The sequence below is a fragment of the Methanosarcina sp. 2.H.T.1A.6 genome, assembly GCF_000979455.1.
GTDB lineage: Archaea > Halobacteriota > Methanosarcinia > Methanosarcinales > Methanosarcinaceae > Methanosarcina.
In genome coordinates this window covers 265,144-282,320 of sequence record NZ_JJOY01000030.1, presented here as the reverse complement: position 1 = coordinate 282,320, position 17,177 = coordinate 265,144, and the positions used below count along the sequence as shown (strand labels likewise).

14 protein-coding genes and 2 tRNA genes are annotated in these 17,177 nt (G+C 43.3%); 3 read left to right on the top strand and 13 right to left on the bottom strand.

What is annotated here, in order from left to right; translation table 11 throughout:
- Positions 1-2,175: 2,175 nt before the first annotated feature.
- Complete coding sequence (locus tag EO98_RS08960; RefSeq protein ID WP_235283649.1) at positions 2,176-2,559, top strand: DUF2769 domain-containing protein; 384 nt, start codon at positions 2,176-2,178, stop codon at positions 2,557-2,559.
- A gap of 295 nt (positions 2,560-2,854) precedes the next feature.
- A complete protein-coding gene (locus tag EO98_RS19155; RefSeq protein WP_235283648.1) occupies positions 2,855-4,486 on the top strand; it encodes a PGF-pre-PGF domain-containing protein in 1,632 nt (543 codons plus the stop codon).
- Between the two features lie 173 nt (positions 4,487-4,659).
- On the opposite strand, the gene EO98_RS08950 is transcribed toward EO98_RS19155, so the two are convergent.
- Genes EO98_RS08950 through EO98_RS08940 form a run of 3 tightly spaced genes read right to left on the bottom strand, consistent with a single transcriptional unit; the run spans position 4,660 to position 7,442 of the window.
- Entirely contained in the window at positions 4,660-5,445 is a 786-nt protein-coding gene (locus EO98_RS08950; protein WP_048141241.1) for an energy-coupling factor transporter transmembrane protein EcfT, read from the bottom strand.
- The gene (locus EO98_RS08945; protein WP_048141239.1) at positions 5,442-6,914 is read right to left on the bottom strand and encodes an ABC transporter ATP-binding protein; all 1,473 of its coding nucleotides are present in this window, start codon (positions 6,912-6,914) and stop codon (positions 5,442-5,444) included. Before EO98_RS08945 ends, EO98_RS08950 begins: the two co-directional genes overlap by 4 nt.
- A gap of 3 nt (positions 6,915-6,917) precedes the next feature.
- Complete coding sequence (locus EO98_RS08940) at positions 6,918-7,442, bottom strand: tryptophan transporter (RefSeq protein WP_048135124.1); 525 nt, start codon at positions 7,440-7,442, stop codon at positions 6,918-6,920.
- 419 nt (positions 7,443-7,861) lie between these two features.
- On the opposite strand from EO98_RS08940, the gene EO98_RS08935 reads away from it, so the two are divergent.
- Positions 7,862-8,773 carry a hypothetical protein gene (locus EO98_RS08935; protein WP_235283647.1) on the top strand — a complete coding sequence of 304 codons (912 nt, stop codon included), beginning with the start codon at positions 7,862-7,864 and terminating at the stop codon, positions 8,771-8,773.
- 352 nt (positions 8,774-9,125) lie between these two features.
- Here EO98_RS08935 and EO98_RS08930 read toward each other — a convergent pair.
- The 10 genes from EO98_RS08930 to EO98_RS08890 all read right to left on the bottom strand — a co-directional run bounded on the left by EO98_RS08930 (position 9,126) and on the right by EO98_RS08890 (position 17,164).
- Positions 9,126-9,203 (bottom strand) — tRNA-Glu (locus EO98_RS08930).
- Positions 9,204-9,744: 541 nt separating this feature from the next.
- A tRNA-Glu gene (locus tag EO98_RS08925) sits at positions 9,745-9,822 on the bottom strand.
- Between the two features lie 192 nt (positions 9,823-10,014).
- The gene (locus tag EO98_RS08920; protein ID WP_048134345.1) at positions 10,015-10,428 is read right to left on the bottom strand and encodes an AsnC family transcriptional regulator; all 414 of its coding nucleotides are present in this window, start codon (positions 10,426-10,428) and stop codon (positions 10,015-10,017) included.
- Between the two features lie 27 nt (positions 10,429-10,455).
- On the bottom strand, positions 10,456-10,680 hold the full coding sequence (locus tag EO98_RS08915) for an LSM domain-containing protein (protein ID WP_048134347.1): 225 nt from the start codon (positions 10,678-10,680) through the stop codon (positions 10,456-10,458).
- Positions 10,681-11,204: 524 nt separating this feature from the next.
- Positions 11,205-11,525: an AcrB/AcrD/AcrF family protein gene (locus tag EO98_RS08910; protein ID WP_311135567.1), complete on the bottom strand. Its 321-nt coding sequence runs from the start codon at positions 11,523-11,525 to the stop codon at positions 11,205-11,207.
- An 11-nt stretch (positions 11,526-11,536) separates the two neighbouring features.
- Complete coding sequence (locus tag EO98_RS08905) at positions 11,537-11,842, bottom strand: hypothetical protein (RefSeq protein ID WP_052734537.1); 306 nt, start codon at positions 11,840-11,842, stop codon at positions 11,537-11,539.
- Entirely contained in the window at positions 11,826-13,247 is a 1,422-nt protein-coding gene (locus EO98_RS08900) for an APC family permease (RefSeq protein WP_048141237.1), read from the bottom strand. The genes EO98_RS08905 and EO98_RS08900 overlap by 17 nt, the downstream gene beginning before the upstream one ends.
- Positions 13,248-13,299: 52 nt before the next feature.
- A complete protein-coding gene (locus tag EO98_RS18410; protein ID WP_048141236.1) occupies positions 13,300-13,488 on the bottom strand; it encodes a hypothetical protein in 189 nt (62 codons plus the stop codon).
- 619 nt (positions 13,489-14,107) lie between these two features.
- A complete protein-coding gene (locus EO98_RS08895; protein WP_048141234.1) occupies positions 14,108-14,506 on the bottom strand; it encodes a DUF3467 domain-containing protein in 399 nt (132 codons plus the stop codon).
- Positions 14,507-14,683: 177 nt separating this feature from the next.
- Complete coding sequence (locus EO98_RS08890) at positions 14,684-17,164, bottom strand: DUF5814 domain-containing protein (RefSeq protein WP_048141231.1); 2,481 nt, start codon at positions 17,162-17,164, stop codon at positions 14,684-14,686.
- Between the last annotated feature and the right edge of the window lie 13 nt (positions 17,165-17,177).

Here is a 17,177-nt window from a genome sequence, read left to right as displayed (position 1 = left end):
AACAAATGAAGGTGCAGCTACAGCATTTAAGTCCAATAAGCAGAATAAGATACATCTAAGATCTTTTTCTCGAAAAGGCATCTATGAATGCCTTTATTCGGTCCATCCGGTCTTGAATGGTTATTTAAAACGGTTATGATGGGTTATTTCATTGGAGGATTATAGATCTATAAAAGATGAACAAGATTGTCAAAGAGTTTATTGAATTCTCTGTTTTAAGGATCGTATTTGAAATAGGGGGCTTGTCCGGAAATCTTAATTTAATTGGGAAAGTCTTTCAAAAACAGCTCTTATTTTTCAGGTTGGAATATGCAGCTTTTAAGTATGCAATTAAAACGATATCGTTTTTCTATCAATTAAGCCAAATTTATTCTTTTCCTGGTTCTCAAGTTACTGAATCCATTTCAAATAGTCTTATTTTTAAGAGCCTTCTGTCATTCCGGAAATGGTAAAACCCGAGAGAATAAGAGTGCTTTGAATTGACTATATCTGTCTTTCAAATTTCTGATCCATACTCTAAATCATAAGAAGTACTATGTTCAGAAGCTGGCAGGAACTATTATAAAATCAAACCATTAATCCTGCTTTCGGCAGGTAACTTGTTTTTTTCACAATATTTTTACTGATGGCGTTTTTGCTGGAAAACACATTATCCTTGATACTAAACATTATTGCAAAAACGGCTCATTGTTTATATATGTCGTGAGATTTGGGTCATATGTTAACCTGTTTCAAACCCACTTCTTATTTACCTAATATTTGAAAAACGCCATCATCAAAAATATTCAATATCTAATGTCGACCTGCCAAATATAGGATTAATTATAAATTCTCTGATTTTTGCGTGGGGAGATGATGAGAAAAGAATTGGTTATTTTGCTGGTCTTATGCAGTGTATCAGAATCTGCTCTTAGTCCCATGCTCTGCAGATATTTCTTGATCTCGTGAATGGGATTTTTAAAGCGACAGTTGCGGAGTTTTTGTTCGAATCTTATTTCTACGAGAGGGCCTTTTTAATAGGTTCTGATTTGTAACTCGTATAGAGGGGGTAATATGCAGCTTTAATTTTATCCTGACTTTAACATGTTCTACTAATTAATACAGTATTTTTTCCTTAAAAAACGCATTGTGTCGGCACAGCATCTTCTGGAAAAATGAACACTGTCAAAAATCAAAAAACATACTTTTTTATCAGTGGCTAAATTGTTACTTGAAATTTAGTTTAGTCCGTGTTTTGCTTTACTTGAAAATTTCAATTGGATTAAAAAATTAAAACCTACCTATATTTTAGAGATAAACTATACTTTTCAGCAGGTTATAAAATAATGCCTCGATCAAATGTTAATAAGCAAACAAAATTAATAAATCATTGAATATTTAACATAATTTATTATATATAGAATTTCAGCATTAGAAAGATTGTAATTGTAAGAGAGGCACATTAGTGCATGTTTGTACATCGAATACTTGGGGAGTATTCATCAATAGGGGTTTCATCCGATTGAGAGCCCAAGGGATCATAATAACGGGCTCTCAATCAATCGCCACAAACAACAGCAAATCTTTATTGCTTTCTCTTACAGTTGTGTAAAGAATATGTGGGAGTATTCTTTAAAGGGGGTTTCATCCGATTGAGAGCCCAAGGGATCATAATAACGGGCTCTCAATCAATCACCAACACCTGATATTTCAACTAACTTTTTTAAATAAATGCCAACTAATATGGCATGGTATAGATGGAAAATCCACCATTAAATAGAGTTTTTAGTTATATAATTGCCCCGGATGTTAATTTGACCCTTGATAAATCCTTCTAATAATTATCCTACTATTCTATGATATATAAGTTCTTTGATATATGACCAGTATAAAAACTTCACACCGGACTGGTATAAAAAAACCATGTCGTTGCCGTATTGATATTTCATACTATTACAATTTTTTTGTCACTTTAAGTCTGTTTCTGGAACTTTCTTTTGCGTGTTCAATCTCACTTTTAATGTTACGTTTTTTGACATTTTTCTGTAGCTCTTATTTTTAATTCTCGATGGGCTGGTTATCCTGATCCCCGTGAAACTTATATAATTTTTATTTTATGTTTTAACATCTCGTTTTGGAATCGAATTTTGCCAGTGGTTTTATTATTATCAATCTAACTCTTCTATGGGGAATCTTATGGTCTCAGATGATAAATCCAGAAATGAATTATTTTTCCAAAAAACTGCTCAAACCAGGGGACATAAACAAAAGATACAGCATAAATCCGAGCTTACGGAGTCTTCTCAAATCAGTGAGGCCGGGAAACAGTTCCGGTCTGTAGTAGCTTACACTCCTGAAAACCTTCGCATCTGTATGGAACACTGCGGCACATGCCCGAGTCTTCCCTTTCCACCTGAACCTTTCCTTTTTTGTGCGCGCGGGTGTTCATCCGAAATGGTTTTGAAAAAGAGCTGCAACTGCCCTGTATGTCCCATTTACAATAAATACAGGTTACAAAGCCTGTACTTCTGTGAAACCGGAAAAGCCGCAGAAAGAAGAAACGAAGAAAGGAAAGCATGAGGGACATAGAGATCTATTAACGTGATTCAGTAGAAATTAATAGAGTTCTAATTAGCAGCTCTTCATTTTTTAAAATCGTATTTTTATAATTTTTTTAATTAGATTACTTTAGTTTCATAATTTTTATTAGGAATTACATTTCCATTAAATTATATGGTTGTTTGAATATTCTTTACTAATGAAACATTGAGAATCGTCTTAATATTTGATCTTTCGGTTATGCATTTTGGGGGAAGGAGTTATGAGGATATATTTAACAGTATCATGTTTCTTGCTTTTGTTTTTCGTATTGTTGATGCCATCTAATACTGCAGCATCTGAAACAAATTCAGATGTTGAACTTGCTGAGGCTGATTTCGACCTTTCCGGAACAGGACCCGCAGATTCCCTGGTTTCCGAAACCTTCGGCACAGCTGTTTATATAGAGAAGAAACTTTACAATAATGAATACGCTCTTATCTCCGTAACAACAAAAAACAACGGAGAAAAATCGAGTGAAGGCCATATTACTGTTTCGTTTCCGAATAATGAGGAAATATTGAGTATGGAAGGAAGCGGGGACAGTGTAAAACTCTATCCGCGTGGAAGTTCTATTGAGGGAAAAAACGGGATAAACATTGATTCATCTGAGTATCTTTTTGTCGACCTGGTAAAGTCCGGCTGGGAAACGGGGAAAAACGAAACCATTAACCTGAAGGTCAAGCCAAATAAGGGGTCCGATGAGGTTGTATTCCTGGTAAGAGTGGCATTGAAGAATGATGCAACCGGAAATTATGAGAGGTATCCCGAAACATCGAGTGATGTGGACCAGCAAGGGTGGTACGTTTATAAAAACCTGATAGGCGTATCCGGCTATCCCGATTTGATAATCGAGGATATTTCCTGGGAACCGGCAAATCCCTGTGAAAACGAAAATGTGACATTTAAAGTTACGCTGATGAATGTGGGTCTTGCACCATCTGGAAATTGCAGTGTAAAATGCTACTTGAATGGAAATGAAATCTCTTTTTCCCCGGTTGCCGGGCTTGAGGAGGGTTCGAAAACTTCCTTTACATTCAACTGGGTCCCAACCAGTCCGGGAAGCATGGACTTAAAGGTAGTTGTAGATGCGGAGGGCCAGTTTTTCGAGTTTAATGAAGAGAATAACGAAAAATCAGGGATATTTAAAGTGATAAGTTTCACGACCTCTTCTTCCGGTTCGTCTTCTTCTTCAAGCTCCGGAGGTGCCGGTGGCTCTCCCGAACTTGCCAGCAATGTTGAGGTAAAAGAACTAGCCCAGCAGTTTATCAGCAACGGCAACCATGCTAAATTCGTATTCGCAAAAAATGTAACCTCAATAGCGTACATTGAATTCGATCCCAAAAAGACCGTCGGAAAAACTACAACTATTGTCGAAACGCTTAAGGGAAAATCCACCCTGGTAACGGAACTGCCCTCCGGGAAAGTTTATGAAAACACTAATATCTGGGTAGGAAATGAAGGGACTGCAAGCCCGGATAACATTGAAAACGCAGTTGTCGGCTTCAAGGTCGAGAAAGCCTGGATTAATTCAAATGGCATTGATTCGGCTTCCGTCAGGCTTTGTAAGTTTGACAACGGAAAGTGGGTAGAACTCTCTACCAGCCAGACCAGTGAAGACGATGACTACGTCTATTATGAAGCAGATACTCCCGGGTTCTCGGCTTTCTCAATAATGGCCCTTTATCCGGAAGAGGACGTTTCAGGGGTATCCTTGCCCCTGGGGAATTCTGTCGATGAAAAGGATTTCAAGGCAGTTTCCGGAGCTTCAGGCGAGAATGAATCTGATGTAACCGATTCTGCAGCCGGGAAGAATAATTCCGGAAGCCTGAAAAAAGTATTACTGCCAGTGGTTATGCTTGCTGCAGTAATTCTGGTTGGCTATGTGATTTCAAGGAAGAGAAGTTAAGGCTTCACTTCCTGTTTTTCTCTTTTTTGATTCTTCTGCTTCTTTTTTATGGATTTTGATAATTTCATTCTTTTCTGCAGTTCAGTTCTTTTTTCTGTAGTTCAGTTCTTTTCTGCAGTTTAGTTCTTTTCTGAAGGTTTTTCTGAGTTTCAAATGGATAAGTCAGGACGAGCTTACATCAACCCGCCCAGCACTACTCCCAGCCCCATAGCAGCCACACCGCCCACAGCTGCTATATCGGTCTTATTCCAGGTAAGCTGATTTTTCTCAACGCTCTGTCGGCTCCTGTAGCCCCTCATGTCCATAGTCAGGCCGAGTACCTGGGTCCTTCCGAGAGAATTTGCGACCAGGGGCACCAGGATCGGCTTTACACTCATAATTTTTCCACGGAGGCCTTTACCGGGGTTGTAGCCCCTTGCAAGCTGGGCTTCGTGGATGCGCTGGCCTTCTATCTGGAGGCTAGGGATGAAGCGGAGGGCGATTACGAACATGAGCACGTAGTCCACAGGGATGTGGATTGCCAGGAGGGCTTTCATGAGGTCACTTGGTTTTGTGGTGACCACCAGGAGCTGGAACGCAAAAAGCATTGCAAAGAAACGGAGGGAAAGGACGGTTCCAAAGTCCAGGGCTCCGGTTGTGATCGGGACAAGCCCTCCGGCCGTCAGGGTGCCGGTGGGGACCAGGTAACCGACAGTTTCCCCGTTTTTCAGGGTGAAGATGGTGAGCAGGATCAGGGTGACGCTCAGGAAGACCAGGAGTTTTAGCTGCTTGAGGAGTTCCTGCTGGAGCCCGGCTCTTAAGGAAGCCAGAAAAATCCCAAGCACCATAAAGGCAAGGACTTCGGGGTTTGTTGTGAACACGCTCAGGGCTATTATGCCCGTTACTGCAGCGATCTTCGAAAGCGGGTTCATGCGGTGTAAAAAGCTGTCCCTGTTTATGTACTGCATAATCTCTTTCATGCGCATGTGCCTCCTCTTACACATTCTTTACTGACACATTCTTTACTGGAAAATTTCCTGTTAACTGAATCTTCCACAATTTTTCCTGACTCCATACGAATAACCCTTTCTGCATGGTCTCTTACGATCTGCAGGTTATGAGTCACCATAACTATGGTGTGGCCTTCCTGCTGGAGCTTTCGCATGAGCTGCATCATCCTGTCTGACTCTTCGGCGTCCAGGCCTGTGGTGGGCTCGTCAAGCACTATCAGTTCAGGTTTCATTGCAACTACGCAGGCAACAGCCAGCCTCTGCCTTTCTCCGCGGCTAAGATGGCGGGGGAATACTTTTTGCTTTTCACTCAGGTTTACGAGTTCCAGGGAATGGAGGATTGCTCTTGCTGCTTCAGGCCCTTTTACTCCAATATTATTCAGCCCGAAATTAATTTCGGCTTCCACGGTATCTTCAAAGAGCATGTTGTCCGGGTTCTGGAAGACCAGGCCTGTGTGCTTCACGAGCTCGTTTATGGGAACTGCGGAGGCATCTAGACCCTTTAAGGTTACGTTTCCGGAGTAAGGGCGCAGAAGGCCGTTGAAATGTTTCACAAGAGTAGTCTTTCCCGAGCCGTTTTCTCCCAGGATAGCAACGAGTTCCCCGGGGTAAATATCAAGGTCAATGCTATCGAGCGCCAGGACTTCTCCATAACGCTGGGTGAGTTTCTTTACGGAAATAATCGGCTGTTCATCTTTTCTTGAAAGGGGAAGGCCTGTTGTACCTTCCTCATGTGTGTGAGAGGTTGCTGTAAAGTCCGAGGGGCTTTTTATGGCCTTTATTTTACCCTTTTCAAGAAGCACGACTCGATCCCCTATTTCCAGGAAGTCCTCTATATTGTGGTCGACGATTATAATCGTCTTTCCGGCTTCTTTTAAGCGCTTCAGGATGGAAAATACTTTTCTTGCAGCTTTTGTATCCAGTTCGGCGGTAGCTTCGTCAAGGATCAGAACTTCCGTATCCAGAGCAAGGGTTGCTGCAAGGGCAACTTTTTGCTTCTGCCCGCCCGACAGAGCGTGAGGAGCCCGGTGTTTCAGGTGGCTGATTTCACAGAGTTCCATTACCTCTTTTAACCTGCGCCCTATTTCGGCTTCGGAGTGGAAGCGGTTTTCGAGCCCTGAGCGGATTTCTTCTTCGACGGTGGTGAAAATCAGCTGGGACTCAGCATCATCAAAAACCATCCCTATATACCGGCTCAGTTCCTTCATGCCGTCAAAGCCCCGGATATCCTTTCCTTTAAAAGAGAGGTCTCCTTCGATCCGGCCCCCTATTTCATGGTGGAGAATCCCTGCCATTGCAAAGGCAAGTGTTGATTTTCCTGCTGCGCTGTGTCCGGTGACCAGGAGCAGTTCCCCGGCCGGGATTTCAAGGTTGATGCGATCCAGAGCCGGGTTTCCAGGTGTGCCATAGGTATACGAGAAGTCTTTGAGTTCAATCATGATTTATGCTTTCCCCCGGGCAAGTACCTTTGAAGCTGGAACATAAAGGATCTGGACAATAACGGCGTTAGCAATTGCAGTCAACACTACGATGGGGATTATAGCACCTACAAAAGCTCCCATGGTCTCAAACTTTGACATGATTGTAGGGGCAACAAGAAGCATTGCAATGATTACAAAGCTTGTCCCGCTGGCAAGGGTCCCTAGCAGAGTTGAAAGGGCCGGAGAGACCGATAGCTTGTTACTGAGAGCTTTATATGTGAACAGGCATGTGACTGCCCCTATTGGTTCGCTGATTAGGTTTGCAGGTGGGAAAATAGAATGGCTGAGAAGGGCACATACAATGCCTGCTACGATCCCTATCCCTATTACTTCCGTGAATTTGGGTACGACAAGGATAATTGCAAGACAGTAAAAGGCTATTACGAGATTCGAGACTATGGGTCCCGGGATAACAAGGGATAAATAGCGCACAATTGCACCGACTGCGAGTAAAATTCCAACAATAGCAATATCCTGAGATTTCATTAAAACCATCTTCCTGCATCAGTTTTTTAGGAGAACTTTCCTGAGTTCATAAATGCCACAAATCAGTCCAAGATCATAAATCAGTTAACACAGCAATCAATTAACACAGCAATCAATTAAACATAGTAAATTGATCAACATAATAAATGCACTCCACATCATAGTACACCAGGGCATAATATTGTACATTATTATATGTACTTTACGCTTTATCAACCTATTTTTGCGCTTTTTTCTGCGCCTTTACCCGCACCTTTCCATATCTGCCCATAAATCTGTTCAGAAAATACTCCGTTTTTGATATAGCCCTGAGGAATTTCTTACAGCCACGGAGAGCTTCCGATAGGAAAATGGCTCTGATAGGAAAACTGATTATGAGACAGGACATAAGATTAACAAAGACTATTCCGGGGTGTTGCATGTCTTCGGTGGATGAACGTGAGCTGGCTGAAGTCAGGATGATTGAAGAGGGCTTCAGGAAAGCCTATGATGGGGATGCTAAAGGGGTGGTAGATGCTTTTAGCAGCCTGAGGGATTTCACAGTGCAGCTGATACATATGGATATTATTGCAGAATACGAGCTTGATGCAAAAGCTCTGATAATTGCTATGGGGGACATAGGCAGAGCGACTGCCGAAAAAGGAATGGAGATTGCATCCGTAGCCTCAGTCCGTTCTCTTGGGGAAGTGGCTGTTGAGGCTGCAGATCAGAAAAGAGAGTCACTTGCATTAAAAGCACTTTCCGGTCTGGGGAGTCTTGCCCTGGAGTTTGCAGGAAAGGGCATGGATGCTGTGGCAAGAAGTGCAGCCGAATCCCTGGGAAACTTCGGGAAAAACTCTTCAAGGGAAAAAATGGAGGTTCTGGCAAGCCTTTCCGAGATATATCTTATGCAGTTATCCATGAAAGCAATGGAAGAAAACCTCTCCGAGACCCTGGCTGCTGCCGTAAACCTCCTCGGAGAAATAGGGGCTTCTTCAGCCGGGAAGGAATTGGAGGATAGTGCGGTTGGGGCTGCGATCCTCCTTGAGGAACTGGGTACTGCTGCTGTAAGGAAAAGGAATGAGCCTCAGGTAGAGGATGTGATCCAGGCACTTGGAAAGCTGGGAAAGGATCTTTCCCGGCAGGGTTCTAAAAGTGCACTTGTTCAAACTGTATGGGCTCTGGAAACCCTCCGGATCCTTGCGCTGGAATATGGGATGGAAACTGCTGTTGCTGCAGGGAAGCTGGCACTGGAATCGCTAAGTACAGCAGGAGTCCTCGATGAAGCACAAAACCTGGAAAGAATCCAGGAAATAAAGGAGTTCCACCAGCGTATCCTTAGAAGAAATTGATTGACAGTAATTGATTGACAGTAATTGATTGACAGTAATTGATTGACAAAAAGTTGACCTGTAAAAAAGGAGGAGGAAAAAGATGAGTGTAAAAACTCTGGACCTGAAGGAACTTCAGGCAGGTCACACGGTTCTGGATCAAATGTAAACTCCGGATATTAAGAGATCTTTAAATAGAATACGGGCACAGAATGCAGTTTTTCAGACATGGTTTCAACTTCATAGCTCACCCTCAGGCAAAATAATCTGGAAGAAATATTACAATAAAAATGTCCAAAAATCTATTTTTCACATTACACAAAAACATCTTAGAAAAAGAATTTAAAACATATTAGAAAAAGGAATTGGAATTTGGTGCTCCGGCCGGGATTTGAACCCGAGTCTTCGGCTCGAAAGGCCGGAATGATTGGCCGGACTACACTACCGGAGCACATTGCATCTCACAGCGAATCCAACAATATCCTTTGTAATATATAAATCTGTCCCTTCCCCCTGGCTTTGGGTGCAGTTTGCCGATCAAACACAGTTAATCTGGTCATATATTTAAGGCAGTGGCTGTAATTTTTTATAAATTACCACATAACTGACTGAAAAATGTTTAGTTAGAAACCCCTCTTCAGGGTTCAGAAATTTAGGGAAGCGCGGTAACAGGGGGGAATTAGTAAATCAAACTCGAGTAACAAAGATGCGAGAAGCAAACTCGATTAACAAATATACGATAAAAGTCAAATGAAAGTAAAAAGAGGAAAGTAACAGTAAAGGATGTAACAGTAAAGGATGTAACAGTAAAGGATGTAACAGTAAAGGATGTAACAGTAAAGGATGTAACAGTAAAGGATGTAAAAGTAAAGGATACAACAAAAAGATGATAGGGAATAGTAAGGGAGAAGGTAAAGAAAATAGTAATAGAAGTGATATAATGGAAAAATGGAAGTAATAATAAAAAGCTTACCGAACAGTTAATAATAGTATGGTGCTCCGGCCGGGATTTGAACCCGAGTCTTCGGCTCGAAAGGCCGGAATGATTGGCCGGACTACACTACCGGAGCATTTTGGTTGTACTTAAGTGAGTTTTATTTCCCTTATTGAAGGGGGATCTTCAATAAGGGGCTCTCTTATAAATAGTTATCTATTGCGGATAGCTTCTGAGGATGTATTAGTTAAGATCTTACCAGATCTTTTTAGACCTTTCAGGTTTCTTTAGACTTTACCAAAGTTTTTTATTGATCTCAACTTTTCTTTCAGATCTCTTCTCCGATTTCGTCATCATCTTCGATATCCATGTCTTCTTCGGCTTCTCCAGGTTCCTCAGCATTTTCTACCATAAGGTTTTCGATCCATTCGCTGAGTCTTCCGCAGTACTCGGGCTCGCAATCCCCGGTACAACCAGTACAGGCTGAAAACAGGTCCCTGGAGAGCAGAAGGTCGTATTTCTCTTTAACCTCCTCTTTTGCTTTCAGGAGGTATGTCCTTGCTCCGTTTGAGACTCCCACCTCACGGATAATCAGGTCCTTGTCCAGAAGCTTTTTTATGATTCTGGAGCATTTCCTGCTGTCGATATCCAGCTCTTTCCAGATAACATTCTGGAAAACGCCGTCTTTATGTCTTCTTATTATATTGTATGCTTCGTCTTCAAGATCCATGCCTGCTTCCACACTAATGAGGTTCCTTCTTCAGACGTTTCAGTCTTCGACAGGAGTGATCAGTATGATATTATTGCCTCGAAGCACTACAGAACCAAGGGAGCGGACTTTTTCCCCTCTTACTATCTCCATTGTATCCACAAGATGAAGATTCATATAGTCGTCCACACTCTTCAGAGTGCCTTCAAGCAAATTAAGGTCGCCTTTCATTTCTACCTGGATCCTTGATCCAACAATTTTCTGAACTTTTTTATTTGGGAACAAAATTAAACCCTCGCTGATTTATTATGGATTTTCGGTTCCCCGTACTCCCGGGTTCCTGCTTCTCTTATTCCAAAGCCGGCGCAGGGCAAATTGTGTCAGGGCTGTATACGCATTTACAATAAGCCTGCTGCCTTTATCAGCTGCTTCCTGCCAGCAACTGAAAAACCATTCCGAATAGTCACTCCACCGGCTCTTAAGAAAACTGAAATTACATACCCTTTTCAGAGATATATAACCATCGATCTCTAAAACTATTATAAAAGCCTTTCAATCCTGAGATCTGCATGCAGGTTTTCCAATTTTTATGTGGTAAAAATAAATATAAATTCTAAATATCACCTGATTTTAACCAGAATCAAAAAAACAAAACAAAACAAAACAAAACAAAAATAAGATAAGATAAAATAATGAAAATAAAAAGAAGGTCTGCCGGATGTATCTTGTGGCAGACCCTAACTATCCAGAGCCCGGATTTAGGGATTAAGATTTTTCTGCAGGCTCAGAATTAAGATTTTTTGCAGGCATCAAACCCTGTAATTCTTCACCGAATGGAAGAGGATGAAGGCAAAAAAGCCTACAATAACAAGCATGAGCCCAAAGTAACCTACCGGGTCCCAGACAAAGCCTATCCCGGCTCCGCCTTCTTCCCAGGAAACCAGGACTGCACCCTGTAGGGTTGTAGGGACCACAAGGCAGACAAAGGCCAGCACGAAGATGAAGGCTATGTCAAGGACCTGCATGAGCAGGCTCCTTTCTTTGTTGTTTGCCTTTCTGCTTGCACCACTTCTACTTGAACTACTTCTACTTGCACAATTATTATTTGCACTCTTTTTATTTGCGCTCATGAAATGCCTCCTCAGTCATAATAGCGGAATTCGTGCATGTGCTGCTTTATAGATTGGCGGACTTTCAGGCAGCCTACGGTCTCTATGAAAAACATCAGGCCCACGAAGAGCAGGTAAACAGGGACAAGCCCTGAGAATTCCAGGAGCACGGGCTTTGTTGCCGAAAAGACCGAGTAGACCAGGAAAAGCTGCACCCCGTAAAGGAGGGAAAGCATAAGCGCAATCAGGGCCGAGTCCATGTTTAGCTTGCTTTTGTATTTGGCATTCAGGGATGTATTGCCTGCTGAACTAACGGTCGTATTACCTGCTGCACTCAATACCGGTCACCTCCTTTATGTGCTGGCTGCCTGCTGTTTCGGGGTCCGGCCAGCCAAGTTCACTCCAGATTGGCTCGTTTCCTGAGCTTTTCTTGCGCTTGGAAGAAAAGTAAAAGTACGCAATTGTGTAGAAAAGGAGCCCGAAGAGCAGGTTATACTTGTAACCCCAGAAAAGGGTTGACATTATCAGCAGGGCAATCCCGATTGCAAAGTATGCAATATAGGGCTGAAGCGGGCCTGCAAAGGGCCTTACCTTGCTTGTGCTAGCAGGGAAGAGCTTCCTGAAGCGTATCAGAGAGAAGGGGATCAGCACGTAACAGAGCAGGCCCGATATGATGGAAAAGGTGATGACCTGGTCCAGGTAACCGCTGAAAGCAAAGGCTACGGCAATAGGGGCCGTAAAGATCACTGCTCTATAAGGGGTGCTGTACTTCGGGTGCACTGCGGCAAACCAGGGGGAAACGTATTCGTCCCTTGAGAGGGCATACCAGGAGCGTGAGGCATCACAGACGCACCCGTTGGCGCTGGCGATGCAGGTCAAAAAGGTCCCAAGGCCGAGAAGGGCTATAAATATGAAAATCCCGCCGTTCTGGGCAGCTTCAAAGAGTGGGTATACCGAAACACCAAGCGTATCTGTGGGGATCAGCATGGAGCAAAGGAAAATCGTCATTGCAGCACCCACAAGCAGGGTGATCATCCCTGCCTGCTGGCCAAGAGGCACAGCCCTTGAGGGGTGTTTGCATTCCTCGGCGCACATTGCCGCACCTTCGATTCCTAAGAAGAACCAGGGCCCAAACTGAAGAGCTGCAAAAAGCCCGATAAGCCCGTTTGGCATAGCTCCTTCAAGCAGGTATCCTGGGTGGGTCTCAACCACTCCAAAGGCAGTTGCAAAGAAGAAGGTAATGATTGCAAAGAAAGCCAGCATTGTAAGGGCGAAGTTAAGGGTAAGAGCTCCAACGACTCCGCGATAGTTGATAAAGGTCAAAAGTGCAATCACAAGCAAAGTTACGGGAAAAACCTGAAGCTGAGGAAAAATTTCGGTTGCGATGAAAGCAACAACAATCGCATCTGCGGCTTCAAGGGCGATAAATTCCATGTATACTGCAAGCCCCACAATCGCCGCAGCCCCCGGGCCGACAAAAAGCCTTGCCCAGTCATAAGGTCCTCCTGCAAGCTTTGTTGCCGAGCCTAACTCACTTGCACAGAGGGAGATTATAGTGTACATGGTACCTGCCACAAGCATTGCAAAAAGAGACCCTAATACACCTCCTTTTGCGATGGTGAAGTTCCAGCCCATGTACTCCCCTACAAGCACGATGCCTACGCCAAGGGCCCAGACATGGTATGGCCTGAGGGTTTTTACAAGGCCTCCGGCATGTGAGGCATCTGAATTCGATTCTGCCATTTTTTTATACCTCCGTTTTCAAAAATCCAGTCTATATCTCGAAAATACAAAATTATTTTTTGGAAACCTTGCTTGCATCTAACAAAACCCAGCCGAATAGGGCAAAGGCCATGAGGTAGATCAAGCCGTTTACAAGCGTCCAGATATCCATGGATGTGCTCCGTATTTTTTTAATAGTGTGTTCCGACAGATTCTCCATGACGTTTTTCAGAACAGTAACCCCTGGAAGAGGCAGATACACACTTATTTTGCCATTTTTGTTTTAATATTTATTTTCGCCATTATTATAAATATCAAAAACGTACGAAACGTTCAGACATTTAAACTTTACGCCAGGTGGTTAATATATATAATATATTATATAACTGACGTACAGAGCTTCACAATAATAAGCAAAATATATATACAACTATTGAAAATAGCCATATTTTAAGCACAAAGTATAAATAAAATATTGAAACGAAAAAATGCCGGATTTTGGTAATTTGATCTTTGCAAGCATTCAATCTTTGATTCCTGGCTACTTGTCATTTTTCAAGTAGTCTGACAGGGTTCCACTGCAATGTTTCTTAAAGCTCAGGAAAAACAATCCATTGGTTTTCCATCTTATTTCTAACGGATGTCCATCAGCTGTTCATAATATGTCCATCGGTTGCCTGGCGTTGTCGCAAAAATTATAACCTGGGCATTCTTCAATTTTCCAGAAAAAGCATCTGAAGGATGAATGTGCAAATCTATCCTCAGAATTTTTGAGAGAGCCTCTCAATTAAGAGGCTCAAACTTCAAGTTTCCTTTAAAACTTAATTTTAAGCTTCATTTTAGCTTCAGCCAGTGAGCTTTAGTAATACTTCATCCCGGGTTCAGATATAACCCTGGATCTCCGTGCTGTCTTCAACAGGTTTTATATTTTCTTTCCTGGGCCGGGGGATCGCTCTTGCAATGGGGCCGAAAACGGATTCGTATTCATTAATATGCTGGGTAAGCCAGCGGTTCAGTTCAAGGGCAGCAACCGGCGAGAGTATCACTTCGGCTTCAACGCGCCTTTCAATAACCCTGGATTCGGAGGCATCCCCAAACATCTTGGGGGTATCGTTGTAAAAACCGATCCTGAAATCGTAAGGGCTGTGCCCGCCTGCAGCTCCTATTGCATATATCTGCCGGAAGTCTTCAGGCTTTACAAACTCGATTGTAATACTCTTTTTCCCTTTTTTGGAAGCTGCGCTTTCAATATTTTCCCTGGATTCGACATCTTCGGCCATAAAAATTACCTCTGTGCTTTGCTCTCGTGAGAACCCATGTATCCGGGCTCTGGTTTTTGCCAGTTATTCATATACTGGCAGATTATTCCTTGTAAGTTATTTTTCCCGGTGTGAATAGGAATATTTACCTCTTCATCAGTTATAAATCACTTGTCTGCAAAAACTTTTACGATTTGTTCAGCCCTGGACTTTCTTCTTAAGCTTCTTTGCTTCTTCTGCGACTCCCTTTTTCGAATGGACTCTTGCGATCAGTTCTACAGCATCAAGGTTGCGTACCGCACTGTCCAGATACCCAAAAACATCGCCCTGGTATGCTGAAATACCGTACTTATCCTCAAGTACCTTAATTATCTGGGAAGGGTCCATACCTTCCATACGCAGCCGGATAATCTTCTCCGAAAACTTCTGTTCTGCGCATCCGCAGTAAGGTGAGTCTCTGCACGCGCAGGTCAAAAAATCCGAGGCAAAGTTCAGCATAAGTACCCTTATTTTTTGATCCAGATGGGACAGAGATTCTCCGTCAAAGACAATATCAAGGGCGGCTCCTTGAAAAACCCTCGAAGGCATGTTCACGTGCAGAGAGCTTCCGATCTGGTTTGAATATTTGAAGTATGCAGCATCAAAAAACTCCAGATTGGTTACAATTTTAATGGGACTGTTTTCCGCAAGCACAGCGTCTCGAATCAGGAAAGCTTTGGAGACCGGAAGGAAATGGGCTGCAATAATTTTTCCGAATAGAGTAAGTGTTACTTTATTTCCCTTTTTCTCAAGGAATCTGTAGCTCTGGAGACGGGAAACCAGTTTATCCAGGTCAAAGCCCCCAAACATAAGGGAATGGATCTTCCTTAAGTCCTGGACCGAAGAGGTAACAGCAACTGATGCAAGAACCTCTTCAAGCTGTTCGGCTTCCCCGTACTCGACTCCTGCAGAGAGCATCTCACCCTGCAGTAACTTGATTGCAACCTCTTCTTCAGTATCGGACTGCGAGCTTGAATAGGACTTCCCTGGCACGGGCATGAGCACGATAATACCCCTATCGTGATAATCAGGTCTGCCTGCCCTTCCGCTCATCTGCAAGAAGTCCTGGACCGAAATCCAGTCTATACCCATTGCAAGGGATTCGAATATAACCTGGGAAGCCGGAAAATCCACTCCAGCTGCAAGGGCAGCAGTGGTCACGACTACCGGAAGCTCCCCTTTTGCAAAATGGGTTTCCACTTTTTTTCTTTCATACTGCGAAAGCCCTGCATGGTAAGGAGAAGCCTGGATTGAAAGAGATCCTGCAAGCTTATGGCAGTTTCTCCTTGAATTCGTAAAGACTATTGTCTGTCCCCTGTGCTTTTTCGAAGAGGACATTGAATACTCTTCTTTTGCAAGCTGGGAAATCAGTTTTGACTTTTCGTTTTCCTGGCAGAAAAGGAGATGCCTGTCAAGGGGAACAGGCCGGTGTTCATAGCGGATAAGCCGGGCTCCGAGTTTCTTTGCATAGGCTTCGGGGTTTGCAACGGTTGCTGAGAGGTAGATGAACTGGGCTTCAGGTGTCGCATAACGAAGCCTTCCTATAAGCCCGTCCAGCCTGTGTCCCCTTTCCTGGTCTTCGAGGATATGTACCTCATCTATAACAACAGTCCCGATTTTGCCAAGAAAATCAGCATTTCCTGAGCGGAGCATGTGGTCTACGCCTTCATAGGTTCCCACAATTATGTCCGCATTCGGGCTTGTCCGCATTTTCACGCGCTGAGAGGTCTTTATGAGAATTGCGCCAATTTTAATGGAGGTTGTAAGCCCGAGCTTTGAATAGCGTTCCGTGAACTGGTCGTACTTCTGGTTTGCAAGAGCTACAAGGGGAACCAGGTAGAGCATTTTCCCTTTTTTATCCAGCAGGTTCTGAATACCTGCCATCTCCCCAATCAAAGTTTTCCCGGTTGCGGTTGCAGAAACCACAAACTGGTTTTTTCCTTCCAGAAGCCCGGATTCTACAGACAATGCCTGCACGGGAAGCAGGGTCTCGGATTTCTGGAGAAGCAATTCTTTAAACTTTTTTGCAAGGGGGAGGTTCTTTACCCTGAAAGTGGATTCGGAGGGGTTTGTCCTGATAGTATCATAACGTGTGAATTCGGGGTCCAGCCTCTCAGGGCTCAGCATACGGATTGTCCTGTCAAGGTCTCTTGTTTTGTGGAGAACCTGCTCAAGGAAATCAACTGATTTTTCCCCATACGGTGCTCCTGCTGAACGGACTGCCCGAAGCAATTCTTCTTTTGCACAGTCTTCACAGATGAGCTCATCGTGGTACTTGATGGACTTGCTGTTTACAAAGTTAAAACGTTTATTGATCCAGCAGTGTTTGCAGATCTTTACCCTATCAGAACTGAGTTGAAAGCCCTTGAGCATTTCAAGAAAAGCCTCTTCATTTGCAGGGTCCCCTCCTTCGTTGAGCATAATCCTGTTTGCACTGCGCAAAAGCTCTATGAACTGCTGGGGAGGAATGAATTCCTCATTTTTTTTGCCGGTAAGAAGCCGGATTTTATGAGGTCGTGGACCTTTATAACTGTCTTTTATATGGAGCTCAGCCATGGAAAGCGGCTGTTTCATCCGGTCCTTTATGGTCATCACTACAATTTTTGATTTTTCAGCATAGCTTAGGACCCAGAGCGTCATTGTTTATCCTGAT